Source organism: Streptomyces sp. NPDC033131 (assembly GCF_055578365.1).
The window spans coordinates 24,467-46,254 of the sequence record NZ_JBVIPA010000006.1 but is presented as its reverse complement, the minus strand read 5'-3'; the positions used below and the strand labels follow the sequence as shown (position 1 = coordinate 46,254).

The following is a 21,788-nucleotide window of genomic DNA, read 5'->3' as shown; positions in this document are numbered from 1 at the left end:
TCTAGCGGCCCAGCGCGGCCAGTTCCTTGGCCGCCTCCGTCAGATCCTTCGCCGTGTCGATGGCACGCCAGTACGAGCCCTGCGGAATGGGGAAGCCGGCCAACCGCCGCTCACGGGCGAGGTGGGGGAACGTCGTGCGCTCGTGGTCGCCGCGCTCGGGCAGCAGCCCGGCGAACTCCGGCGAGAAGACGTAGACGCCCGCGTTGATGTCGTACGTCGTCGGCGGGGACTCGATGAAGTCCGTGACGCGCCCGAAGCCGTCCGTCGCCACCGCGCCCCACGGGATGCGGGGGCGGGCCAGCGCGAGGGTCGCCACCGCGTCGCGCTCGGTGTGGAAGTCCGCCATGTCGCGCAGCGAGAAGCGGGTCCAGATGTCGCCGTTGGTGGCGTACCAGGCCCGGTCCGGGTGCGGGAGATGCGCGGCGGCGTACTTCAGGCCGCCGCCGCGGCCGAGCGGCTCCGTCTCGACGACCGTCGTGACGTTCACCGGGAGATCGGCGCTCTCCAGCCACTTCTGCAGGACGTCGGCGAGGTGGCCGCAGCTGACCACCACGTCCGTCACGCCCTCCTCCGCCAGCCAGACAAGCTGATGGCCGATGATCGGAGTCCCCGTGCCGGGGATCTCGACCATCGGCTTGGGCCGGTCGTCGGTGTACGGGCGCAGCCGGGAGCCCTGGCCGCCGGCCAGAATGACGGCTTGAGCAGGGCGGGACGCGGCGTTCGGATCGGTCATGACCGAACTGTACGTGGCGTCCCGCCCGCGGCCGGGGCCTGCAACCGTTCCTTAATCAGCCGTTACCACCCTCCCCCCCGGTTGGTCCGCGATCAGCTGTGCGCCGCCGCGACGCCCGTCGCGAAGGCCGTGTCACAGACCGGGCGGGCGTACGACTGCGCACGCGTGGGTCCGTACACCCGGACCGCGGCACGGCCCAGGGCACGCGCGATGGAGACACAGTGCTTCGCCAGCGACGGACGGCCGTTGACCGCTTCCTGGAGGTGCGTGAGCGCGAGACCCGGGTTCTTCTCCTGGAGTTCGGTCAGGAGCTGGTCGCGCAGCACGTCCTGCGGAGCACGGGCCGCGGGCGCCTTGGCGTCCGACAGCGTGGCGTCCGACGCGGTGAGCACGGAATTCGAGGGATTCCCCGACCAGTTGACCCGGGTGACCGCGAGGGTCCCGGAGAGCACCAGGACGACGGGCAGGACGAGGGCGAGGGTGCGGCCGATCCGGCGGGCGGGGCCCCGGCCGCGTCGCGTCTGTTGGTTAGTGGAGTGCTTCACGCGTGTGAGGGTAGCGCGGGGTGATGATTTGGCGACATTTAGTCACCGGTTCGGGGGATGAACTGGTGCCTTCTTCCGGGTACCGGGTTGACGCACACTGCTCGAAATGACCGGTCTGCCGGGGTATTTGTCGACAGCGAAGAGGGCCCCGCAGCAGGCTGCGGGGCCCTCTTCGTCAACTCGGGTGAATCTGCCCGGGTCGGTGGTTCTTTTCGCTCAGTCGGTGAGGCGCTCGCCCGTGGAGGTCGAGAACACGTGGATCTCGCCCGGCCGCGGCACGACGTGCAGCGTGGCGCCCTTGTCCGGGACCGCGCGGCCGCTGACGCGGACGACCAGGTCCTTGAGGTCGCCGTCGACCTTGGCGCTGCCGTAGACGTAACCGTCGGCGCCGAGCTCCTCGACGACGTTCACGGAGACCGCGAGACCGGCCGGGGCGTCCTCGGTGTCCTTCGACAGGGCCGAGGCGGCGGCGCCGTTGTGCTCGACGATGTCGAAGTGCTCGGGGCGGACGCCGACGGTGACCGTGCGGTCGCCCTTGTCGGCGGCGGCCGCCAGGGCGTCCCGGCTGACCGGGACGACGCTGTTGCCGAACTTCACGCCGCCGTCGGTGATCGGGACCTCGACGAGGTTCATCGCGGGGGAGCCGATGAAGCCGGCGACGAAGAGGTTGGCGGGCCGGTCGTACATGTTGCGCGGCGAGTCGACCTGCTGGAGCAGGCCGTCCTTCAGCACGGCCACCCGGTCGCCCATCGTCATGGCCTCGACCTGGTCGTGGGTGACGTAGACGGTGGTGATGCCGAGGCGGCGCTGCAGCGACGCGATCTGCGTACGCGTCGACACACGGAGCTTGGCGTCCAGGTTGGACAGCGGTTCGTCCATGAGGAACACCTGCGGCTCACGCACGATCGCGCGACCCATGGCGACACGCTGACGCTGACCGCCGGAGAGCGCCTTCGGCTTGCGGTCCAGGTACTCGGTCAGGTCGAGGATCTTCGCGGCCTCTTCGACCTTCTGCCGGATCTCCGCCTTGTTGACGCCGGCGATCTTGAGCGCGAAGCCCATGTTGTCGGCGACCGACATGTGCGGGTACAGCGCGTAGTTCTGGAACACCATGGCGATGTCCCGGTCCTTCGGCGGCAGGTGCGTGACGTCGCGGTCACCGATGCGGATGGCGCCGCCGTTCACGTCCTCGAGCCCCGCGAGCATCCGGAGCGAGGTGGACTTGCCGCAACCCGACGGACCGACGAGGACGAGGAACTCGCCGTCCTCGATGTCGATCTCCAGAGCGTCGACCGCGGGCTTGGTGGAACCCGGGTAGATCCGGGTCGCCTTGTCGAACGAGACAGTGGCCATGGTGAAGGGCCCCCTTCTACCGGCAGGAACGTGCCGGACGATCCGTTGTAGGAAGGTGGTGAGCCGCCCCGGACCAGGTCCGGGGTGGTGTAGTCCACGCGTGTGAACTGGGTCAGGACGGTACCTGGCGTCAACCTCATCTGTCAGTAGCTGGGGGAGTGTGAACTTCGCCGAAATTTTCGAGAAGGGCACCGTGTGGCCTGGGTACACTGCACGGGCACGTCCTCACGTCACACGCGTGCAGGCCTCCTTAGCTCAGTTGGCCAGAGCAACGCACTTGTAATGCGTAGGTCGTCGGTTCGAATCCGACAGGGGGCTCCCGCTCAGGAAAGACCCAGGTCAGGTGGTATCTGGCCTGGGTTTCTTCATGTCAGGGTCCCCAGCTCCGCCAGCGCCCCGTCCGTCAGGCGGTACACCGTCCACTCGTCCTGGGGCCGCGCGCCGAGCGCCTCGTAGAAGGCGATGGAAGGGGTGTTCCAGTTCAGGACGGACCACTCCAGGCGTTCGTAGCCGCGGTCGACGCAGATCCGGGCCAGTTCGGTGAGCAGGGCCTTGCCGTGGCCGGCGCCCCGGGCGGTGGGGCGGACGTAGAGGTCCTCCAGGTAGATGCCGTGGACTCCGCGCCAGGTGGAGAAGTTCAGGAACCACAGGGCGAAGCCGACGGGTTCGCCGGTCGTGTCGTCGGTGGCGATGTGGGCGTAGGCGGCCGGGCGTTCGCCGAAGAGGGCTTCGTGGAGTTGGTCCGGGGTCGCCTTCGCCTCGTTCGGGGCCTTCTCGTACTCGGCCAGTTCGCGGACGAGGGCGTGGATGACGGGAACGTCGGCGGGAGTCGCGGTGCGGATCATGCCCGGAGGCTAGCTCCCGGCGTTCCTCAGGCGCTTGGCGATTTCCCGCTGCCGGGGCTTCGGCGGGCGGCCGTCCTCGACGTCCCACAGGGCGTTCTGGAGGAGCCGGCCCAGGGTCCAGGCACGCGCGCGTGCGCGGTCCAGACCGAGTACGTCGGTCATGGCGTCGAAGCGCCAGCGGACCTCGTCGGCGTCGAAGCGGTTGTCGAGGGCGGGCCAGAGTTCGAAGCCGGGGTCGCCGGCGAGCGGCTTGGGGTCGATGGCGAGCCAGGGGGCGCGGTCACCGGCGAGGACGTTCTCGTCGTGCAGGTCCCAGTGCAGGAGGCGGTCTCCGGGTTCGTCCATCACTTCGCGTACGGCGGCCGCGCAGTCGGCGACCAGGCGGCGGGTGTCCGGGTCCGGGATGTGGCTGAGGGCCGACCGGGTCCGGTCGAGCATGGCCTCGGCGATGTCACCGAGGCGGCGTACGCCCTGGGGGGCGGGCACGGCGATGAGGTGGGCCAGGAGGCGGGCGATGACCAGGACGGCCTCGCGGGTGTCACCCAGGTGGGACAGCATGCGGGTGGGGTCGAGGCGTTCGAGGAGCAGGGTGCCGGTGGTCTCGTCGTGATCGAGGAGCCGTACGGCCCCGTCGCCGTCCCAGACGCGCAGGGCGACGGGCTCGCCCTCGCTCTCCTCGTCGAGGAGTTGCAGCTTCAGGACCGCCGGAGTGCCGTCGGTGCGGACGACCGGCAGGACCAGTGCGGTGACGCCGTGCATCGGCCGTCCGTCGACGGTCAGTTCCCAGCGTTCCAGGAACTCCGCGGTCAGTCGCGGCAGGCCGGCGATGAAAGCGCGGCCCGCCTCCCCGTTGAACTCCTCCTGCGATGCGGCCAGCGCCTCCGGAATGTCGATCACGGTGCGGACCCTACTCGCGTGCGGGAATCGCCTCATGTGAATTGACCGGCGTATCCACAGGGTGTGGACATGCGCTACGTCCGCAGCGCCCCCGGCACCTGTGTCCGGCTCTCCGGGGCGCCGCGTTTCGTGGGGTTCGTCGTCACCATCAGGCCGGCGATCAGGCCGGCCAGGAGCATGATGCCGGCGGCCCACCAGATGGCGACCGTGTAGCCGTGGACGACGGCTTCCTCGGCCATCCGGGCCCGGTCGCCCGGGTCGGCTAGGTGGGCGGTGACGTAGGCGGTGCTGCTGGTGGTGGCGATGGTGTTGAGGAGTGCCGTGCCGATGGAGCCGCCGACCTGTTGGGAGGTGTTGAGGGTCGCCGAGGTCACGCCGGAGTCCTGTGGGGCGACGCCCGCGGTGGCGGTGGAGAAGACCGGCATGAAGGTGAGGCCCATGCCGAGGCCCAGGAGGATCAGGGCGGGGAGGATGTCGGTCGCGTACGAGCTGTCCACCGTCATCCGGGTGAGGAGCATCATGCCGGACGAGGCGAGGATCATGCCCGGGACCATGAGCATGCGGGGTGGTACGCGGTTGATCAGGCGGGCCGAGATCTGGGTGGAGCCGGTGATGATCGAGGCGGTGAGGGGGAGGAAGGCGAGGCCTGTCTGCACGGGGGAGTAGGCGAGGACGACCTGCAGGTAGTACGTCATGAAGAGGAACAGGCCGAACATGCCGATGACGGCGAGGCCCATGGTCAGGAAGCAGCCGGCGCGGTTGCGGTCCTTGATGACGTGGAGGGGGAGCAGGGGCCTCGGGGCCCGGGTCTGCCACCACACGAACGTGGCGAGGAGGGCGACGCCTCCTGCGAGGAATCCGAGGACCACGGGGTCGGCCCAGCCCCGGGGTTCGGCCTCGCTGAAGCCGTAGACGATCGCGACCAGGCCTCCGCAGCCGAGGAGCACGCCGGGGATGTCGAGGCGGGCGCCGGTGTGGCGGGGGCGGTCGTGGAGGAGGGCGAGGGCGCCGAAGACGGCGACGGCGGCGATGGGGACGTTGACGTAGAGGCACCAGCGCCAGTCCAGGTATTCGGTGAGCAGGCCGCCGACGATGAATCCGATGGCGGCGCCGCTGCCGGCCAGGGCGCCGTAGATGCCGAAGGCCTTTCCGCGTTCTCTCGGGTCGGTGAAGGTGGTGGTGAGCAGGGAGAGGGCGGAGGGGGCGAGTACGGCGGCGAAGACGCCCTGGAGGGCGCGGGCGCCGAAGAGCATGCCGGAGCCGGTGGCGGCGCCGCCGAGGGCGGAGGCGGCGGCGAAGCCGACGAGGCCGATGACGAAGGCGCGTTTGCGGCCGACCAGGTCGGCGATGCGGCCGCCGAGGAGGAGCAGGCCGCCGAAGGCGAGCGTGTAGGCGGTGATGACCCATTGCCGGTCGCCGTCGGAGATGCCGAGGTCGTGCTGTGCGGAGGGGAGCGCGATGTTCACGATGGTCGCGTCGAGGGCGACCATCAGCTGGGCGAGGGCGATGATCACCAGGCCCCACCAGCGGCGGGGGTCGGCGGCTTCGGGATCACCTGCTGGGGTCACGCTCATCCGGTCAGCAGACCATGGATCGGGGCCCTCCGCATCCCGCCGGATCATGGTTCCAGGACGACTTTTCCGGTCGTGCCGCGGGTCTCCAGGGCCCGGTGTGCGGCGGCGGCCTCGGCGAGCGGGAAGCGCTGTACGGCGGGGGTGAGGCGGCCCTCGGCCGCCTGGGTGAGGGCGCGCAGTTCGAGGGTGCGTACGGGGTCGGGGCCGCCGGCCTTCTGCATCATGAGCGGGCCGAGGACCTGCTCGGACACGCCGTCGACGAGGTAGGGCCCGCCGTCGTGGATGCCCTCCCCGGACCAGCCGAACACGATGTGCCTGCCGCCGGGGCCGAGCAGGCCGACGGCCTCGCGGGCGACGTCGCCGCCGACGCCGTCGAAGACGACGGTGGCGGCGAGGCCGCCCAGGTAGGCGCGGACCTTGTCCGGCCAGGACGGGTCCTTGTAGTCGACGGCGAGGTCGGCGCCGTTCGCCTGGACGCGGGCGGTCTTCTCCGGGCCGCCGGCGAGGCCGACGACGGTGGCGCCGGTGTGCTTGGCGTACTGGACGAGGAGGGTGCCGATGCCGCCGGCGGCGGCCGGGATCACGGCGACGGAACCGGGGCCGAGCTCGGCGAACTGGAGGATCCCCATGGTCGTACGGCCTGTGCCGATCATGGCGACGGCCTGGGCGAAGTCCAGGTTCGCGGGGATCTCGTGGACGCGTTCCACCTCCGTGACGGCGAGTTCGGCGTAGCCGCCGGGGGCGAACCCGAGGTGGGCGACCACGCGCTTGCCGAGCCACAGCCCGGCGACGCCCTCGCCAAGGGTTTCGACGACACCGGCGACCTCGCGGCCGGGAATCGTGGGCAGGGTGGGCGGCGCGGGGAGGGGGCCCCGCATGCCCTCGCGCAGGGCGGTGTCGAGGAGGTGGACCCCGGCCGCCGCCACGGCGATACGGACCTGGCCGGGGGCGGGCCGGGGATCGTCGGTCTCCTCGTAGGTGAGGTGGTCGGCCGGGCCGAAGGCGTGCAGGCGGATGGCGTGCATGGGAGTCCCCCATCGGTCGCTGAGGTCGGCGCGTCGGCGCGTCGGCGAGCTGCTGTGCCGCCGTGCTGCCTGCTGCCGTGCTGTCGTCAGGGCCCACCTTTCAACCTCAAGCATGCTTGAGGTCAAGGGTGTTCCGGCCGAGGGCGAGTGAGACGGCGGTCAGGGCGCTGTTGAAGGAGACCTCGGACAGGACGCCGGGCGCGGCGACCTGGTCGCCCGCCAGGTAGACGCCGTCGCCGCGGTCGACGGCGGGCCGGTCGCGCCAGCTCGTGCCCGGCAGGTCGACGGCGCCGGTACGGCCGTTCGCGACGGCCTCACGGCGCCAGGTGACGCGCCCGCGCCAGCCCTCGAAGGCGAGGTCGAGAAGCTGCTCGGCACGGGCGACGCCGTCGGCCTTCGTCTCGTGCGGGGCGATCGGGATCTGCCCCTGGATCAGCTGCTCGCCGGCGGGGGCGAGGGAGCGGTCCTGGGCGGTGAAGCGTTCGAGCCAGCCGGGGGAGTCGAGGTCGGAGACGGCGAAGGCGTCGCCGCGCCGGGTGCGTACGGCGAGGTCGACGAGGGTGGTACGGCCACTGGACCAGGTCAGGGAGTCGTCGCCGAGGAGGCGGCGGGCGGCGTCCAGGGACGTGGCGACGACGACGGGCGTGTCGGTGGGGAGGGTGTCGATCCGGGCGAGCGTCTCCATCCGGACTCCCAGGTTCCAGGCCCGGGAGGCCATCCGGTCGATGACACTGGCCCAGCCGCCGCGCGGGTACTGGGCCTCGGGCGGGAGCTTGGTGGCGCGGCGCAGGCGTTCCTGTACGAAGGCCGCGGACAGGGAGCCGGGGTCGTGGTGGAAGAGGGCGACGGCCGAGTAGTGCGCGGCGGCGCGGGCACCCTCCTCGCCGGTCTGTTCGGTCGCCCAGGCCATGAAGTCGACGTCGACGGGCGCCTGCCGGACGCCGGGGCGCAGCAGCTTGAGCATCGCGAAGGGCGGGGTGCGGCGCAGGACGCCCTTGTGGCGCAGCCGCAGCCGGGCCGCCTCCAGGGGCGGGATCGGCGCGAGCGGGCCGATGAGGTCGCGCTGCCTGAGCCAGGCCCAGTGCGGGCCGCCGCTGTAGAGGGCGTGCGGTCCTTCGTTCGTCCGGTACGGCCCCTCGGCGGTCCGCGCCCGCCCGCCGAGGGTGTGGTGGGCTTCGTAGACGGTGACCTTGGCGCCCGCCTCGGCGGCGGTGAGGGCGGCGGTGAGTCCGGCGAAGCCGCCGCCGATGACGGTGATGCGGTGCATGGTTCGGGTCTCCTTCGGTCGGTCCTGTGGATACGACCGATGCGGGGCCCTCGAATGTGACATCGCCGGTGTTTGTACAGGTCAGGGCGATTGTCAGTGGTGGGGTGCAGCATGGGGGCATGGCGAGGAGAGCAGTGGGCGGGACGGGTCGGGCGGGTGGGACCGGGGTGAAGGCGGCGCGGCGCCCTGAGATACGGCTGCCTCCGCTGGAGCCGTACGACGGCGGGGGGCTGGAGCCGGACGGGGACTACGACGGGCTGGAGTTCGTGACGGCGGACTTCGCCGGGCAGGACGGACGCGGCGCCCGCTTCATGGACTGCGCGCTGACGGGGTGCGCGCTGGACGAGACCCGGCTGCACCACGCCCGCTTCCTGGACTCGGTGCTCACCGGCATCCGGGGCGTGGGCACCGACCTGGCCGAGTCGACGCTGCGGGACGTCGAGTTGGTCGACGCCCGGCTCGGCGGGACGCAGATGCACGGAGCCGTCCTGGAGCGCGTCCTGATCCGCGGCGGCAAGATCGACTATCTGAACCTGCGCACGGCCCGCCTCAAGGACGTCGTCTTCCAGAGCTGTGTGCTGGTCGAGCCGGACTTCGGGGGAGCGCGGCTGGAGCGGGTCGAGTTCGTGGACTGCGAGCTGAAGGGGGCGGATCTCAGCGCGGCCACGCTGAAGGACGTCGACCTGCGCGGGGCCGCTTCGCTGGAGATCGCGCGTGGCGTGGACCGGCTGGCGGGGGCGGTGATCAGCCCGGCTCAACTGCTGGATCTGGCGCCGGTGTTGGCGGCGGAGCTGGGGGTTCGGGTGGAGGGGTGATGGGGGAACGGGGGTGATGGGGGACGGGTGGACGGTGACGGTTCACGGGTGCCCCAGCCCACCGTGGGGGAGGGTGACGGGTGACGGGTGTCCCAGCCCGCCGTGGGGGGAGGGTGACGGGTGACGGGTGTCCCAGCCCGCCGTGGGGGGAGGGTGACGGGTGACGGGTGTCCCAGCCCGCCGTGGGGGGAGAGGGAAGGGGACGCGGCGGTTCAGGCCCGGGGGAAGCGCGCCTGGAGGGTCCAGATCGCCGGGTTCTCGCCCAGGTCGTCGTGCAGGTCGACCAGGTCGGCGATCAGATCGTGCAGGAAGTCCCGCGCCTCCTTGCGGAGTTCGGCGTGGGAGAAACTGAGCGGGGGCTCCTCGGCCGGCATCCAGTCGGCCTCGATGTCCACCCAGCCGAAGCGGCGCTCGAAGAGCATGCGGTCGGTGGACTCGGTGAAGTCGAGCTCCGCGCGCTGCGGGCGGGCGGCGCGGGAGCCGGCCGGGTCGCGGTCGATCTGCTCGACGATGTCGCACAGGGCCCACGCGAAGTCGAGCACCGGAACCCATCCCCAGGCCGTGGACAGCTCCCGGTCCGCCTTGGTGTCGGCGAGGTAGACGTCCCCGCAGAACAGGTCGTGGCGCAGGGTGTGGACGTCCGCGCGGCGGTAGTCGGTCTGCGGGGGGTCCGGGAAGCGGTTGGAGAGGGCGTAGCCGATGTCGAGCACGTACGAGATGGTGCCACGCGCGCCCTCGTAGGATCACCGGCGTGTCCCGATCCGCACCCGTTGCCCGGACCTGTGCGTCCCGGCTTCCCGCCCTCGCCCTGGTCCTGGCCCTCACCCTGACCGCGTGCGGTGGCGGGGAGGCGTCCGGCGGCCCCGGCGATTCCGGTGCGGGCGACCCGTACTTCCCGAAAGCGGGCAACGGGGGGTACGACGTCACGCACTACGACCTGGACCTCGGCTACGAGCCCGGCACCGGCGACCTGACCGGCACGGCGACGATCAGCGCCCGCGCCACCCAGGACCTCTCCGCCTTCGACCTCGACCTCGAAGGGCTCGAGGTCGGCGGGGTCACCGTGGACGGCGAGGACGCCCGCTGGGACCGCGCCGGGCAGGAGCTGACCGTGCGTCCACGCGAAGGGCCCGGTGAGGACGAGCCCTTCCGCGTGACCGTCCGCTATTCCGGCACCCCGGTGACGATCACCGATCCGGACGGCTCCCAGGAGGGCTGGCTGCGCACCGCGGACGGGGCGCTCGCCCTCGGGGAGCCGACGGGTTCGATGGCGTGGTTCCCGGGCAACCACCACCCCTTGGACAAGGCGTCGTACGAGGTCACGGTGACCGTGCCGGAGGGACTGCGGGCCGTGTCCAACGGCGAGCTGGTGGGAGAGCGGACCGGCGGGGGCCGTACGGCGTTCACCTGGCGCACCGCCGAGCCCATGGCGAGTCACGTGGCCACGGTCGCCGTCGGTGACTACGACGTCCGCCGCTCCACCACCGCCGACGGACTGCCCGTGTACGTCGCCGTCGACCCGAGCCTGGCCGCGGCGAGCCGGAAGGTGCTGCAGGGGATCCCCGAGATCATGGAGTGGGCCACGGGGATTTTCGGGCCGTACCCCTTCTCCTCCACCGGAGCGATCGTCGACCGCGCCGGTGACGCCGGCTACGCCCTGGAGACCCAGAACCGGCCCGTCTTCCCGGGCGTCCCCGACACCGCGCTTCTCGTCCACGAACTCGCCCACCAGTGGTTCGGCAACTCGGTCACGCCGAAGACCTGGCAGGACATGTGGCTCAACGAAGGCTTCGCGACGTACGCGGAGTGGCTGTGGCAGGAGGAGCACGGCGGCGACAGCGCCCAGCAGACCTTCGACGCGCTGTACGACCACGGCGAGGAGACCTACGAGGACCTCTGGTCCTTCCCGCCCGCCGAGCCGACGAGCGCCGCGCACCTCTCCGACAGCCCCGTCTACGAGCGCGGCGCGATGGTCCTGCACCGGCTCCGTCAGACGGTCGGTGACACCGCCTTCCGCGCCCTCCTGCGCGGCTGGGCCACCGCCCACCGGCACGGCAACGCGGACACGGCCGACTTCACGGCGTACGTGGAGCGGCGGGCGCCGGGCAAGGACGTCGCCGCGATCTGGGCGGACTGGCTGTACGGGGAGGGGAAGCCGGCGCCCGCCCGGGAGTGAGGGCGGGGCGGGCGGCGTTCAGTCGGCCGACGTCATGAAGTCGAGCATCCGGCGGTTGACCTCCTCCGCGTGGTCGATCTGCGGTCCGTGGCCGGTGTCGGAAATGATCTCGGCCCGCGCACCGGGGATCAGGCGGGGGACGCGTTCCGCCTGCCGCTCCGGGTGCACGAGCAGGCTGCGCTTGCCGAGCACCAGGTAGAGCGGGGTGCGGATGGTGGACAGTTCCGCCTCGGACAGGGGGAGGGGAGCCGGCCGGCGTATGCGGTAGGCGCGGACGGCCGTCCTGATCATCGCGCGCAGCTCCGGCACGACGAGGACCGGCTGCTCCAGCCAGGCCGCGAGGCGGGGGCGCAGGGCCTTGGGGGCGAAGGTCGCGAAGAGGCCGGCGAAGATCCAGACGAAGAAGCGCAGTCCCACCTTCTCCAGGCCGCCGGGGTCGAGCAGCGTGACCGAGGCGAGGCGGTCGGGCCGGCGGTGCGCCTGGTTCAGGGCGAGCCAGCCGCCGTAGGAGGAGCCGACGAGGTGGACGTGGTCGAGTCCGAGGCCGGCGAGGGTCTCGTCCAGCCACTGGGCGGCGTGTTCGGGCTGGTGGATGGGTTCGCGCTGCACGCTGCGTCCGGGGTCGCCCGGGGTGTCGATCGCGTAGACGGGACGCTCGGCGCTGAGGTCGGGGGTGTTCGGGTACCACATGGCCGAGCAGGAGCCCGCTCCGTGGACCAGGACGACGGGGGCGAGGGAGGGGTCGGCCGGGGCGGCGGGGCCGTAGCGGTAGACGTGGGTGGTGCCGAACGAGGTCTCCACGTCCTGCTCCGACAGCGCGGGCGCCCCGAGCGCGTAGAGGGCGTCGCAGGCCGCGAAGTGGCGGTCGCGCCAGGCGTCGCTCACATAGCGGCCGACGTCCGGCCGGCTGCGGGCAGCGGTGTCGGGCACGGGGCACCTCCGGGGGGTCGGGTTCGTCTGGGGGGCTTGGTGATACGAACGTACCATGATGATGGTACCGCTGTATCATCAACGGGCCCCGCCAGGGGCGTACCGGCACCGAACGACGAGCGGAGAAACGGCCGATGCCCAAGCGCGTGGACCATGCCGAACGGCGTACCGAGATCGCCGAGGCGCTCGTCCGGGTCGCCGGGCGGCGCGGGCTGCATGCCGTCGGGATGCGTGATGTGGCAGCCGAGGCGGGAGTGTCACTCAGGCTGGTGCAGTACTACTTCGAGACCAAGGAGAAGCTGCTGCTCTTCGGGCTGCGGCACCTGACGGAGCGGTTCGGCGAGCGGGTCGCCGCCCGGCTGCGGGACGCCGGGGACAGCCCCGGACCGCGTGCGCGCATCGAGGCGTTGCTGACGACGGCGCTGCCCGTCGACGAGGAGAGCCGCACCTTCCACCACGTCCTCACCTCGTACGCCGTGCTCGCCGTGAGCGACCCCGCGCTCGCCGCCCAGCCCTTCGTCAGGGATCCCGACGCCGCCGAGAACGTCGTGGCCGCGCTCCTCGGCGAGGCGCGGGAGGCGGGCCTGCTGCGGACCCACGTGGACCCGCGGCCGGCGGCGGCCGGGCTGCTCGCCATGTCCGCGGGGCTCGGCACGGGCATCCTGGTCGGGCAGCGCAGCGCGGAATCGGCGGCCGCGGTGCTCGCACACCACCTGGACGGCATCTTCCAGGAGGGCAGCTAGCCCGACTCGTCCAGCAGTCGCGCCAATCCGGCGGCCACACCGGCTCCGGGGCCGCGGCGGGCTCCGCACGCACAGGGCCCGGGAGGCCGTGGTCGGGCGGCGACGTCTCGGCCGGCCGGCGGTGAGGTGGCGGGAACGCCGAAGCCCCCGGCCGTCACGACGGCCGGGGGCTTCGGCGGAGCTGCGGGTGGACGTCGATCAGACGTTCACGCCGAAGTCCTGGGCGATACCGACCAGGCCCGAGGCGTAACCCTGGCCGACCGCGCGGAACTTCCACTCGGCGCCGTTGCGGTAGAGCTCGCCGAAGACCATGGCCGTCTCGGTGGCCGCGTCCTCCGAGAGGTCGTAGCGGGCGATCTCGGCGCCGCCCGCCTCGTTCAGGATGCGGATGTAGGCGTTGCGGACCTGGCCGAAGTTCTGCGAGCGGTTCTCGGCGTCGTAGATCGAGACCGGGAACACGATCTTCTCGATGTCGGCCGGGAGGCCGGCGAGGTTGACCTTGATCGCCTCGTCGTCGCCCGCGCCCTCACCGGTGCGGTTGTCACCGGTGTGGATGATGGTCTGGTCCGGGGTCTGCTTGTTGTTGAAGAACACGAAGTGGCCGTCCGAGTAGACCTTGCCCTGCGTGTTGACCGCGATCGCGGAGGCGTCGAGGTCGAAGTCCGTGCCGGTGGTGGTGCGGACGTCCCAGCCCAGGCCCACGGTGACGGCGGTCAGGCCCGGAGCCTCCTTGGTGAGCGAGACGTTGCCACCCTTGGACAGGCTTACAGCCATTGTTGGGAGTCCTTCCCTCGTTAGACATACGGCAGCATGAAGCTACAGCTACCGGTATCAACGCGGAGAGGGGTACGCGAGGTTCCTGGTCTCTTTACTTTCTTTACCGAGCTGTTCCCCTGCCGCGCCGATAATCGCGTGACGTGGACCGGACAGCTCGGGGAACATGGACGTCATGTCCGGTCCCTACGTCATCCGCGGCTCCGTCTCGCTCCCCGAGGCCGAGCTCCTCTGGCGTTTCTCCCGGTCCTCCGGGCCCGGCGGACAGCACGTCAACACCAGCGACACCCAGGTGGAGCTCCGCTTCGACCTCGCCCGTACCGAGGCACTGCCCGACGTGTGGAAGCAGCGGGCCCTGGCCACGCTGGCCGGCCGGCTCGTCGACGGCGTCGTCACCGTGCGCGCCTCCGAGCACCGCTCCCAGTGGCGCAACCGCGAGACCGCCGCCGTACGCCTGGCCTCTCTCCTCGCCGAGGCGACGGCCCCGCCGCCCAAGCCGCGCCGGGCCACCCGGATCCCCCGGGGTATCAACGAACGCCGGCTGCGGGAGAAGAAGCAGCGCTCGGACACCAAGCGGGGGAGAACCGGCCGCGACTGGGGATGACGCCCGGGGCCTCGCGCTGCGACAGCTACGGCAGCTACGGCAGCTCCAGCACCCCGACGACCTCCCCCTCGCTCGTCTCCCCGTCGGTACGGAAGCCGAGCTTCAGGTAGAAGTCCTCCGGCGCGTGGGGACCGGTGTGCCAGGTGACGTACATCTCCTTGCCGCCCCTGCGGCGGATCTCGGCCGCCACCGACTCCACGGCGAACCGGCCGTAGCCCCGGCCCTGTTCGCCGGCGGCGATGTTCAGCCGCCACAGGCCGGAGCGGAAGAGGGCTCAGCCAACCAGTCAGTCAGTCGACGAAGGCCATCAGGAAGCCGACGGGCCGGTCGCCGTCGACGATCAGGCGGGGCCAGGCGACGCCGGCGGGGTGGACGTACGCCTCGGCGAGGGACTGCATCACCGGGGAGACCGCGAATTCCTGTTCCGGGCGGACCTTTATGCCGGTGGCGGCCTCGAAGTTGTGGGGTGTGATCTCCACGAGGCGCGGTGCGGGAGTCGTCGTCATGCGCGCACCCTGGGCAGGCGGGCCGGGAGGAGGCGATCGAATTCCCGGCTCAGCCCAACTGCCGGTACCGGCCCCGGAAATACGTCAGCGGGCCGCCGTCCGCGCTCGGTACGGCCGCCGTCAGGACCCGGCCGATCACCAGGACGTGGTCGCCGGCCGGCACGCGCTGTTCCGTGCGGCACTCCAGTGTGGCCAGGGCGCCGCCCACCAGGGGAGCGCCGGACGCCTCGCCGCGGACGTACGGGATGTCCTCGAAGAGGAGACGGTCGCTGATGCGGTTCTTCATGGCGAACCGGCCGGCGATGTGCCGCTGGCTCTCGGAGAGCACCGACACCGCCCACAGGGGCTGCTCGTCGAGCAGGTCGTCCATGCGGGAGCCCTCGCGCAGGCTGACCAGCACCAGGGGCGGGTCGAGGGAGACCGACATGAAGGCCGTCGCGGTCATGCCGACGTCCTCGCCGGTCGGCGCCTGCGGGTCGTCCGCGTCGAGCGACGCCTCCCGCGCGGTCACCAGGACCACGCCGGCGGCCAGCCGGGACAGGGCTGCTCGGAACTCGTCGTTGCTCACCCCCACAGCATGCCCGGCGGGGGGAGCGGCGAGGGTGGCGGGCGGGGCGGGGAGAGTGTTCGGCACGCCCGGAACGCTAGCCGTCGGTCCGTGCACGCCGCATCGGGCCTCCGGCCGAGACCGGTCCTAGGACTCGCGGACGAGTTTCCGTGTGTACTCTCTGTGTTCCGTTCGTGGTGTTCCGTTCGCGGTCTCCCCTGCGGTCATCACATTCACAAAACTTCGCGGTCGGTAAACGCACGGGGAAAATGCAGAAACTCCACTCAATTGTTCATCTTTAGCTGTGACTTGAGTCACAAGAGAGACTAATTGTTGACCCTGTGTACCGAGTGGGCAGCGCGCTGTGATTCAGTGGCAGGGAAGCTGCCAGGACGATACGCCGATGAGAACCCTTGATTCGCTGCGAGGTCTCGGGGGGGAGGGCGAGCATGGAAAGCGAGTCGGAGCCCTACGTCCGCCTTGCGTCCCTGCGGCAGCTGCACCAGGTCATGGCCGACATGAACACGGCCCGCAGCCTCGCCGACACACTGCAGACCGTGGCCGACGGCGTGGTCCAGGCCCTCGGGTACGAGCTGGCGTGCGTGAACCTCGTACGCCCCGACGGTGACCTCGTCGTCGCCGCCTTCGCGGGCAACGCGGCCGCCGAGGCGCTGATCACCGGCCGCGTCGGTTCCCGGGACTCCTGGGAGCGCCGGCTGGCCATGGGCGAGCACTGGGGCGACCTCGTCTTCATACCGCACACCGAGGGCTGGGTCCTCGACGACGACGACGTCCCGCAGTGGTACACCGACGGGCCCGCGCCCCGCTTCGAGGACGAGTGGCACCCCTCCGACCGGCTCTTCGCTCCCATGTTCACGCCCGGCCCGCCCGGCGGCGTGAGTGGTGAGCTGATCGGCGTGCTGTCCGTGGACCGGCCGCGCAACGGCCGCCGTCCGGGCGCATGGGGACGCGAAGCGCTCCAGATGTACGCCTTCCAGGCCGCCATCGCGATCAGCAACGCGCGTCTACGCGCCAACATGCAGCGTGCACTGGTCAGGCTCGAAAGGGAGCAGCAGGCCCTGCGCGCCAGCGAGGAAAGCTTCCGGCAGGCCTTCGAGTACGCCCCCTCCGGCATGGCCATCGCCGAGATGGGCGGCGACCAGCACGGCCGGATCCTGCGCACCAACGACGCCCTGTGCCGACTGCTGGGCCGCCCCGCCTCCGCGATGCGCCGCTACTCCTTCTCCGACCTCGTCCACCCCGAGGACATAGGCACCCTGCTGCGCACCTCCGCCGAGGGCGGCCGGGCGGAACTCCGGCTCGGCCGCCGCGACGGCACGTACATCTGGGTCCACCTGCGCAACTCCGTCGTCGCCGACGCGGCCGACGGCCCCCGTTTCCTCCTCACGCACGTCGAGGACATCGAGGAGCGCAAGCGCCGCGAACTGCAGCTCGCCCACCGCGCCTCGCACGACGCGCTCACCGGCCTGCCGAACTCCGCCGAGCTGCGCTCCCGGCTCGCCTCGCGCCTGTGCCGGCGCGCCGACCACGCGAGCGTCCTGGAGCCGGTGGACGCCGCGTACAGCCACCCCGTCTTCGACACGGGCGGCCACGGCTTCGACTTCCGGCCGGGCACCGAGGCGTACGACAACTACGACCACCACGTGCACACCGTCGCCCCTGAGGGTGAACACGACGACGGCACCAAGGGGCTCGCGGTCCTCTTCTGCGACCTCGACGGCTTCAAGTCGATCAACGACCGGTTCGGGCACAACTCCGGTGACGCGGTCCTCATCGAGGTCGCCCGGCGCCTGTCCCGGGCCGTCCGTGACGGCGACACCGTCGCCCGCCTCGGCGGCGACGAGTTCGTCGTGCTGGCCGACGGGCTCGGCCGGGCCGACGCCCAGGACCTCGCCGTACGCCTGCGCAACGAGATCATCCAGCCCATCCGGGTCGACGGACGGGCCATGCGGGTCGGCGCCAGCTTCGGCATCGGCTGGGCCCATTGCGGGATGACGGCGGACGAGGTGTTGAAGTCGGCCGACGAGCGGATGTACGTCGAGAAACGATCGCGTCCCAAACAACACAGACGCGCGGGATGATCCCCAGGTCAGTGAGCTGATGCGATCCGAGTCACCCGTTTGGGCCATCAGGAGCGGGTAGGCTCGCCCTTCTCACCACACCAATCGCATCCGCACCGCACCTGTTGAGGAGACCAAGGGATGACGGCCGGCAACAACGGCGCGAGCACGCCCGAGGACGACGACCCGTTCGGCTATCTCTACGCCGACGGGCAGGCCAACGGCGCCCAGCCGCCCTCCGGTGCCGGTGGTTACGGCTATCCGGGCTCCGTCAACCGGGTGCGTGCGGTCGGCCAGCGACAGTACGGTCAGCAGGCTCCGGCCGCCGCGACCGCGCCCTACGGCCAGGTGCCGCAGCAGGGTGCCCAGGGTCAGGCGAGCGCCCACTACGCGGCGCCCGAGACCTTCCCGGGCAGCGCTCCCACCACCCACCAGCCGCAGCCGTCCTACGGCGGTGGCGGCGGCGGCCGGCGTGGCCCCAACACCAAGGGGCTGCTGATCGGCGCGATCGCGGTCGTCGCCGCGGTCGTCATCGGCATCGGGGTGGCGATGACGGTCGGTGACGGCAACGACAAGGCGAGCGGGAACGAGGCGTCCGCGACGCCGACGGTTTCGCAGAGCGCGGAGCCGAGCCCGTCGAACAGCAACAGCGCGGCGAGCGAGGACGACCTGCCGACGATCGACGCGAAGGCGCTGGCCCTGGGCGGGACTGCCGCCACCGCCTCCGACGTCAAGGGCGCCAAGGCCGACGGCGGTGTCTACATCACCGGCTTCAACCAGGTCGGCTCCTCGGTCACCTGGACCGTCGACAACATCCCCAAGAGCGGCAAGTACAGCGTGTTCGTCGGCTACAGCGTCCCCGGCAAGGACCAGAACGCCACCCTCACGGTCAACGGGACGGCCTCCAACACGCCGGTCGACCTGAAGAACTGGGCGAACGCCGCCGCGGGCGACTACGCGAAGGGCTGGACGCAGACGTACAACTACATCCAGCTCAACAAGGGCACCAACACGATCAAGGTCTCCTGCGAGCAGGGGAACCAGTGCGACGCCCTCCTCGACCAGATGTGGCTGGTGAAGGGCTGGGTCAAGTCGTAGCCCGTCAGGCCGCGCCGACCTCCCCCGTCACCGTCACCCGCCCCACCAGCTCCTCGTAGGCCTCCCGGTCGAACTCCCCCGCCACCGGCGCCAGCACCGTCGCCGCCGACAGGGCGACCGCGCGGGCCAGCCGGTCCGGCCAGGGGAGTCGTGCGACCAGCCCCGACAGCAGGCCCGCGACCGCCGAGTCGCCGGCGCCGGTCGGGTTGCCGTGGACGCGGGCGGGCGGGGCGGCCCGCCAGCGGCCCTCCGGGGTGACGGCGAGCAGGCCCGCGGGGCCCAGGGAGGCGACCACGGACCGGGCACCGCGACGCCGGGCGTCCTGCGTGGCACGCGACGGCTCGTGGGAGCCGGTCAGCTCGGCCAGCTCGTCGGCGTTCGGCTTCACGATGTCGGGCCGGGCGGCCACCCCGCGCCGCAGTGCCTCCCCGCTGGTGTCGAGGAGGACGGGGACACCGGCCGCCTTCGCGGTCCGGACGAGCCCCGCGTACGCCCCGACCGGCACCCCCGGCGGCAGACTGCCGCACAGAGCGACGGCGGACGCGGACAGGATCAGCTCCTCGTACGCCTCCTGGAAGGCGGACCACTCGGCGGACGTGACCGTCGGCCCGGGCTCGTTGAGCTGGGTCGTGTCGCCGGTTGCCTCGTCCACGACGGCGATCGTGCGGCGGGTGGCGCCGGCGACCGGGACGAGGGCGTCCGTCAGGCCCGCCACCGCGGCGAGGCCGTCCCGGACGACCTGTCCCGTCGCGCCGCCGACGAAGCCCGTGACCGTCACCTCGTGGCCGAGGGCGGCGAGGACCCGGGCCACGTTCACACCCTTGCCGCCCGGCCGTTCGGTCAGGTCCGTGATCCGGTGGGAGGCGTGCGGGCGCAGGGACCCCACGCGATAGGTGATGTCGAGAGCGGTGTTCGGCGTGACCGTGAGGATCACCTGGCTCGACCTTCCCCGAGGAACAACGCAGAACGCGCTTGCGTCCGTCTGCCCGTAGGACCGGTCAGGCCGAACGGACGACGGCCCTCCCAGTTTGACAGGACAACCGCCGCCCTCAACAGACGGACAGATCACCCCAGTTGGGGATCGACCACCCATTCACCCCGGCGCATCACACCCCTGAGCTCGAAGTCGGCGTCCAGGAGGACCAGGTCGGCGTCCTTGCCGGGCTCCAGGGAGCCGACGGTGTCGTCCAGGCCGAGCAGGCGGGCCGGGTTGGCCGAGAGGGCGGCGACCGCGTCCTCGACGGACAGCCCGTCGACCGTCACCGCCCGCTTGAACGCGCGGTCCAGGGTGAGGGTGGAGCCCGCGATCGAGCCGCCCTCCACCAGTCGGGCCACGCCGGCGGCCACCTCCACCTCCAGCGGGCCGAGCATGTAGCGCCCGTCGCCGAAGCCGGCCGCGTCCATCGCGTCCGTGATGAACGCCACCCGGTCCGCGCCCGCGTGCCGGAACGCGAGCTGGAGGGAGGCCGGGTGCAGGTGCGTCCCGTCGTTGATGAGCTCGACGGTGATCCGCTCGTCCTCCAGCAGGGCGGCGATCGGGCCGGGGGCGCGGTGGCCGAGGGCCGGCATCGCGTTGAAGAGGTGGGTGGCGACCGTGGCGCCCGCCTCGATGGCCTCCACCGTCTGCTCGTACGTCGCGTCCGTGTGCCCGATCGCCGCGATCACGCCGTGCTCCGCCAGCAGCCGTACGGAGTCGATGCCGCCGGGCAGCTCGGTGGCGAGGGTCACCATCTTCGCCGTGCCCCGCGCCGCGTCGATCAGCTTGCGGACCTCCGCCGGGTCCGGGTCGCGCAGCAGTTCCTCGGAGTGCGCGCCCTTGCGGCACGGGGAGATGAACGGCCCCTCGAAGTGGATCCCGGCGATCTCCCCCTGTTCGGCCAGCTCGGACAGCAGTCCGGCCCGCTGGGCCAGGAAGTCCATGTCGCCGGTGACCGTGGAGGCGACGAGGGTCGTGGTGCCGTGCAGACGGTGGGTGTGGATGCCCTTGAGGACCTCGTCGACCGTTCCGGAGGTGAAGGAGGCTCCGCCGCCGCCGTGGTTGTGGAGGTCGACGAAGCCGGGCACGAGCCAGTGGCCGCGTACGTCGATGACGGTTCCCTGCGGGGTGCCGGCGGCGGCGATGCGGGTGCCGTCGATGGTGACGCTGCCGTCGGGCACTGTGCCGGTGGGTAGTACCACGCGGGCGCCGGTGAGTACCTGCGGGTGCGTTGTGGCTGGTCGTGCCCCGCGGCGGAGCCGCTCATAGGCGCTGCCCCGCGCCCCTGGGGGGGTGGCCATCAGGGGGTTACCTCCGTACGGTCGGTGGATTCGAGGAGGTCCCAAGCGAGGAGCCCGGCACCGAGACATCCGGCGGTGTCCCCGAGAGCCGCGGGGACGATCGACGGCAGTTTCTGGAAGGTGACCCGCCGCCGGACGGCCTCCCGCAGCGGTGTGAACAGGGTCTCGCCCGCCTCGGCGAGCCCGCCACCGATGATGAGCGTGCGCGGGTCCAGCAGGGTGAGGGCGGTGACCAGGCCGTCGGCGAGGGCGTCCACGGCGTCCTGCCACACCCGTACGGCGTCCGGGTCGCCGGACGCGACGGCCTTCGCGCAGTCGGCCGCGTCCGCCCCGGTGTCCCCGGTGGCCGCCGCCCACGCCTGGCTCACCGCCGCCGCGGACGCGTACCGCTCCAGACAGCCGCGCTGCCCGCACGGACAGGGGGCCCCTGCGGGCCGTACGACGATGTGACCGATCTCGCCCGCGAAGCCGTGGGCACCCGACTCCACCCGGCCGCCGATGCCGATGGCGCCCGCGATGCCGGTGCCGAGGGGGACGAACAGGAAGCGGTCGGCCCCCTTGCCCGCGCCGATCCGGCCCTCCGCGAGACCGCCGGTGCGGACGTCGTGGCCGAGGGCGACCGGTACTCCGCCCAGTCGCTCGGCGAGCAGCGCGCGCAGGGGTACGTCGCGCCAGCCCAGGTTGGCCGCGTAGGCGGCGATGCCCCGCTCCTCGTCGACGATGCCGGGGACGGCGACGCCGGCGGCGGCCGCGGGCTCGCCGAAGTGCCCGATGCCGTACGCGCGCAGCTCGGCGGCGAAGCCGAGGATGCCCTCGACCACCGCGTCCGGCCCGCGTTCGCGCCCGGTGGCGCGCCGGGCCTGGTGCAGCAGCTCGCCGTTCGCCCCTGCGAGGGCGGCCTTCATCCCGGTGCCGCCCACATCGAGGGCGATGACGTGTCTCACGAGGACAGTCTGACCCGTGGACCCTCAAGAGGTCTAGTCCACTCACGTGGTGTA

The 21,788-nt window shown here is 71.7% G+C and carries 21 protein-coding genes, 1 tRNA gene and 1 pseudogene; 7 read left to right on the top strand and 16 right to left on the bottom strand.

Annotated features, from left to right (window positions below):
* Position 1 precedes the first annotated feature (1 nt).
* The 3 genes from ACZ5XS_RS10495 to ACZ5XS_RS10485 form a co-directional block, all read right to left on the bottom strand.
* Positions 2 to 733, bottom strand: a complete 732-nt coding sequence (locus ACZ5XS_RS10495; protein WP_468649767.1) for a nucleotidyltransferase family protein — start codon at positions 731 to 733, stop codon at positions 2 to 4.
* 92 nt (positions 734 to 825) lie between these two features.
* Positions 826 to 1,278 carry a hypothetical protein gene (locus ACZ5XS_RS10490; RefSeq protein WP_468649765.1) on the bottom strand — a complete coding sequence of 151 codons (453 nt, stop codon included), beginning with the start codon at positions 1,276 to 1,278 and terminating at the stop codon, positions 826 to 828.
* Between the two features lie 216 nt (positions 1,279 to 1,494).
* Positions 1,495 to 2,631, bottom strand: a complete 1,137-nt coding sequence (locus ACZ5XS_RS10485; RefSeq protein WP_217236982.1) for an ABC transporter ATP-binding protein — start codon at positions 2,629 to 2,631, stop codon at positions 1,495 to 1,497.
* Between the two features lie 244 nt (positions 2,632 to 2,875).
* On the opposite strand from ACZ5XS_RS10485, the gene ACZ5XS_RS10480 reads away from it, so the two are divergent.
* A tRNA-Thr gene (locus tag ACZ5XS_RS10480) sits at positions 2,876 to 2,949 on the top strand.
* Between the two features lie 47 nt (positions 2,950 to 2,996).
* Here the strand turns inward: ACZ5XS_RS10480 and ACZ5XS_RS10475 are convergent.
* From ACZ5XS_RS10475 to ACZ5XS_RS10455, 5 genes are all read right to left on the bottom strand, one after another.
* Positions 2,997 to 3,476: a GNAT family N-acetyltransferase gene (locus ACZ5XS_RS10475; protein WP_468649763.1), complete on the bottom strand. Its 480-nt coding sequence runs from the start codon at positions 3,474 to 3,476 to the stop codon at positions 2,997 to 2,999.
* A gap of 9 nt (positions 3,477 to 3,485) precedes the next feature.
* Positions 3,486 to 4,409 carry an aminoglycoside phosphotransferase family protein gene (locus tag ACZ5XS_RS10470; protein ID WP_468649761.1) on the bottom strand — a complete coding sequence of 308 codons (924 nt, stop codon included), beginning with the start codon at positions 4,407 to 4,409 and terminating at the stop codon, positions 3,486 to 3,488.
* A 38-nt stretch (positions 4,410 to 4,447) separates the two neighbouring features.
* On the bottom strand, positions 4,448 to 5,947 hold the full coding sequence (locus ACZ5XS_RS10465; protein ID WP_468649759.1) for an MFS transporter: 1,500 nt from the start codon (positions 5,945 to 5,947) through the stop codon (positions 4,448 to 4,450).
* Positions 5,948 to 5,991: 44 nt separating this feature from the next.
* On the bottom strand, positions 5,992 to 6,972 hold the full coding sequence (locus tag ACZ5XS_RS10460; RefSeq protein ID WP_468649757.1) for a zinc-binding dehydrogenase: 981 nt from the start codon (positions 6,970 to 6,972) through the stop codon (positions 5,992 to 5,994).
* 106 nt (positions 6,973 to 7,078) lie between these two features.
* The gene (locus ACZ5XS_RS10455) at positions 7,079 to 8,239 is read right to left on the bottom strand and encodes an NAD(P)-binding protein (protein WP_468649755.1); all 1,161 of its coding nucleotides are present in this window, start codon (positions 8,237 to 8,239) and stop codon (positions 7,079 to 7,081) included.
* Positions 8,240 to 8,358: 119 nt separating this feature from the next.
* Here ACZ5XS_RS10455 and ACZ5XS_RS10450 point away from each other — a divergent pair, with 119 nt between their 5' ends.
* Positions 8,359 to 9,054: a pentapeptide repeat-containing protein gene (locus tag ACZ5XS_RS10450; RefSeq protein ID WP_468649753.1), complete on the top strand. Its 696-nt coding sequence runs from the start codon at positions 8,359 to 8,361 to the stop codon at positions 9,052 to 9,054.
* A gap of 212 nt (positions 9,055 to 9,266) precedes the next feature.
* Here the strand turns inward: ACZ5XS_RS10450 and ACZ5XS_RS10445 are convergent, their stop codons facing one another.
* Complete coding sequence (locus ACZ5XS_RS10445) at positions 9,267 to 9,764, bottom strand: hypothetical protein (protein ID WP_468649751.1); 498 nt, start codon at positions 9,762 to 9,764, stop codon at positions 9,267 to 9,269.
* Positions 9,765 to 9,805: 41 nt separating this feature from the next.
* Between ACZ5XS_RS10445 and ACZ5XS_RS10440 the strand changes: the two genes are divergently transcribed.
* The gene (locus tag ACZ5XS_RS10440) at positions 9,806 to 11,230 is read left to right on the top strand and encodes a M1 family metallopeptidase (protein WP_468649749.1); all 1,425 of its coding nucleotides are present in this window, start codon (positions 9,806 to 9,808) and stop codon (positions 11,228 to 11,230) included.
* Positions 11,231 to 11,248: 18 nt separating this feature from the next.
* On the opposite strand, the gene ACZ5XS_RS10435 is transcribed toward ACZ5XS_RS10440, so the two are convergent.
* On the bottom strand, positions 11,249 to 12,160 hold the full coding sequence (locus tag ACZ5XS_RS10435) for an alpha/beta fold hydrolase (RefSeq protein WP_468649747.1): 912 nt from the start codon (positions 12,158 to 12,160) through the stop codon (positions 11,249 to 11,251).
* A gap of 134 nt (positions 12,161 to 12,294) precedes the next feature.
* Between ACZ5XS_RS10435 and ACZ5XS_RS10430 the strand changes: the two genes are divergently transcribed.
* Positions 12,295 to 12,903, top strand: coding sequence for a TetR/AcrR family transcriptional regulator (locus tag ACZ5XS_RS10430; protein ID WP_468649745.1), 609 nt, complete (start codon positions 12,295 to 12,297; stop codon positions 12,901 to 12,903).
* Positions 12,904 to 13,101: 198 nt separating this feature from the next.
* Here ACZ5XS_RS10430 and ACZ5XS_RS10425 read toward each other — a convergent pair whose 3' ends face one another.
* Positions 13,102 to 13,677, bottom strand: coding sequence for a TerD family protein (locus ACZ5XS_RS10425; protein ID WP_217236973.1), 576 nt, complete (start codon positions 13,675 to 13,677; stop codon positions 13,102 to 13,104).
* A gap of 166 nt (positions 13,678 to 13,843) precedes the next feature.
* Between ACZ5XS_RS10425 and arfB the strand changes: the two genes are divergently transcribed.
* A complete protein-coding gene (gene arfB, locus ACZ5XS_RS10420) occupies positions 13,844 to 14,281 on the top strand; it encodes an alternative ribosome rescue aminoacyl-tRNA hydrolase ArfB (protein WP_217236972.1) in 438 nt (145 codons plus the stop codon).
* 34 nt (positions 14,282 to 14,315) lie between these two features.
* On the opposite strand, the pseudogene ACZ5XS_RS10415 reads toward arfB, so the two are convergent.
* Both ACZ5XS_RS10415 and ACZ5XS_RS10410 read right to left on the bottom strand, forming a co-directional pair.
* Positions 14,316 to 14,787: pseudogene (locus tag ACZ5XS_RS10415) on the bottom strand (GNAT family N-acetyltransferase).
* A gap of 49 nt (positions 14,788 to 14,836) precedes the next feature.
* A complete protein-coding gene (locus ACZ5XS_RS10410) occupies positions 14,837 to 15,421 on the bottom strand; it encodes a flavin reductase family protein (RefSeq protein WP_468649743.1) in 585 nt (194 codons plus the stop codon).
* A gap of 362 nt (positions 15,422 to 15,783) precedes the next feature.
* Here ACZ5XS_RS10410 and cdgB point away from each other — a divergent pair, with 362 nt between their 5' ends.
* The gene (gene cdgB / locus ACZ5XS_RS10405; RefSeq protein WP_468649741.1) at positions 15,784 to 17,436 is read left to right on the top strand and encodes a diguanylate cyclase CdgB; all 1,653 of its coding nucleotides are present in this window, start codon (positions 15,784 to 15,786) and stop codon (positions 17,434 to 17,436) included.
* Positions 17,437 to 17,556: 120 nt separating this feature from the next.
* Positions 17,557 to 18,513 (top strand): CBM35 domain-containing protein, encoded by a 957-nt coding sequence (locus tag ACZ5XS_RS10400; RefSeq protein ID WP_468649739.1) that lies wholly within the window; start codon positions 17,557 to 17,559, stop codon positions 18,511 to 18,513.
* 4 nt (positions 18,514 to 18,517) lie between these two features.
* Here the strand turns inward: ACZ5XS_RS10400 and ACZ5XS_RS10395 are convergent, their stop codons facing one another.
* The 3 genes from ACZ5XS_RS10395 to ACZ5XS_RS10385 form a co-directional block, all read right to left on the bottom strand.
* Positions 18,518 to 19,447: a 1-phosphofructokinase family hexose kinase gene (locus ACZ5XS_RS10395; protein WP_468649737.1), complete on the bottom strand. Its 930-nt coding sequence runs from the start codon at positions 19,445 to 19,447 to the stop codon at positions 18,518 to 18,520.
* A 131-nt stretch (positions 19,448 to 19,578) separates the two neighbouring features.
* Complete coding sequence (nagA, locus tag ACZ5XS_RS10390; protein ID WP_468649735.1) at positions 19,579 to 20,790, bottom strand: N-acetylglucosamine-6-phosphate deacetylase; 1,212 nt, start codon at positions 20,788 to 20,790, stop codon at positions 19,579 to 19,581.
* Positions 20,790 to 21,734 carry an ROK family protein gene (locus ACZ5XS_RS10385; RefSeq protein WP_468649733.1) on the bottom strand — a complete coding sequence of 315 codons (945 nt, stop codon included), beginning with the start codon at positions 21,732 to 21,734 and terminating at the stop codon, positions 20,790 to 20,792. The genes nagA and ACZ5XS_RS10385 overlap by 1 nt, the downstream gene beginning before the upstream one ends.
* Positions 21,735 to 21,788: the final 54 nt, after the last annotated feature.

Excerpts from the sequence above, each read along its gene's own strand:
- cdgB (WP_468649741.1), top strand. The coding sequence starts at position 15,784 with ATGGAAAGCGAGTCGGAGCCCTACGTCCGCCTTGCGTCCCTGCGGCAG.
- ACZ5XS_RS10455 (WP_468649755.1), bottom strand. The coding sequence starts at position 8,239 with ATGCACCGCATCACCGTCATCGGCGGCGGCTTCGCCGGACTCACCGCC.
- ACZ5XS_RS10460 (WP_468649757.1), bottom strand. The coding sequence starts at position 6,972 with ATGCACGCCATCCGCCTGCACGCCTTCGGCCCGGCCGACCACCTCACC.
- ACZ5XS_RS10465 (WP_468649759.1), bottom strand. The coding sequence starts at position 5,947 with ATGAGCGTGACCCCAGCAGGTGATCCCGAAGCCGCCGACCCCCGCCGC.
- ACZ5XS_RS10475 (WP_468649763.1), bottom strand. The coding sequence starts at position 3,476 with ATGATCCGCACCGCGACTCCCGCCGACGTTCCCGTCATCCACGCCCTC.
- ACZ5XS_RS10495 (WP_468649767.1), bottom strand. The coding sequence starts at position 733 with ATGACCGATCCGAACGCCGCGTCCCGCCCTGCTCAAGCCGTCATTCTG.
- ACZ5XS_RS10430 (WP_468649745.1), top strand. The coding sequence starts at position 12,295 with ATGCCCAAGCGCGTGGACCATGCCGAACGGCGTACCGAGATCGCCGAG.
- arfB (WP_217236972.1), top strand. The coding sequence starts at position 13,844 with ATGGACGTCATGTCCGGTCCCTACGTCATCCGCGGCTCCGTCTCGCTC.
- ACZ5XS_RS10450 (WP_468649753.1), top strand. The coding sequence starts at position 8,359 with ATGGCGAGGAGAGCAGTGGGCGGGACGGGTCGGGCGGGTGGGACCGGG.
- ACZ5XS_RS10470 (WP_468649761.1), bottom strand. The coding sequence starts at position 4,409 with ATGAGGCGATTCCCGCACGCGAGTAGGGTCCGCACCGTGATCGACATT.
- nagA (WP_468649735.1), bottom strand. The coding sequence starts at position 20,790 with ATGGCCACCCCCCCAGGGGCGCGGGGCAGCGCCTATGAGCGGCTCCGC.
- ACZ5XS_RS10485 (WP_217236982.1), bottom strand. The coding sequence starts at position 2,631 with ATGGCCACTGTCTCGTTCGACAAGGCGACCCGGATCTACCCGGGTTCC.
- ACZ5XS_RS10425 (WP_217236973.1), bottom strand. The coding sequence starts at position 13,677 with ATGGCTGTAAGCCTGTCCAAGGGTGGCAACGTCTCGCTCACCAAGGAG.
- ACZ5XS_RS10400 (WP_468649739.1), top strand. The coding sequence starts at position 17,557 with ATGACGGCCGGCAACAACGGCGCGAGCACGCCCGAGGACGACGACCCG.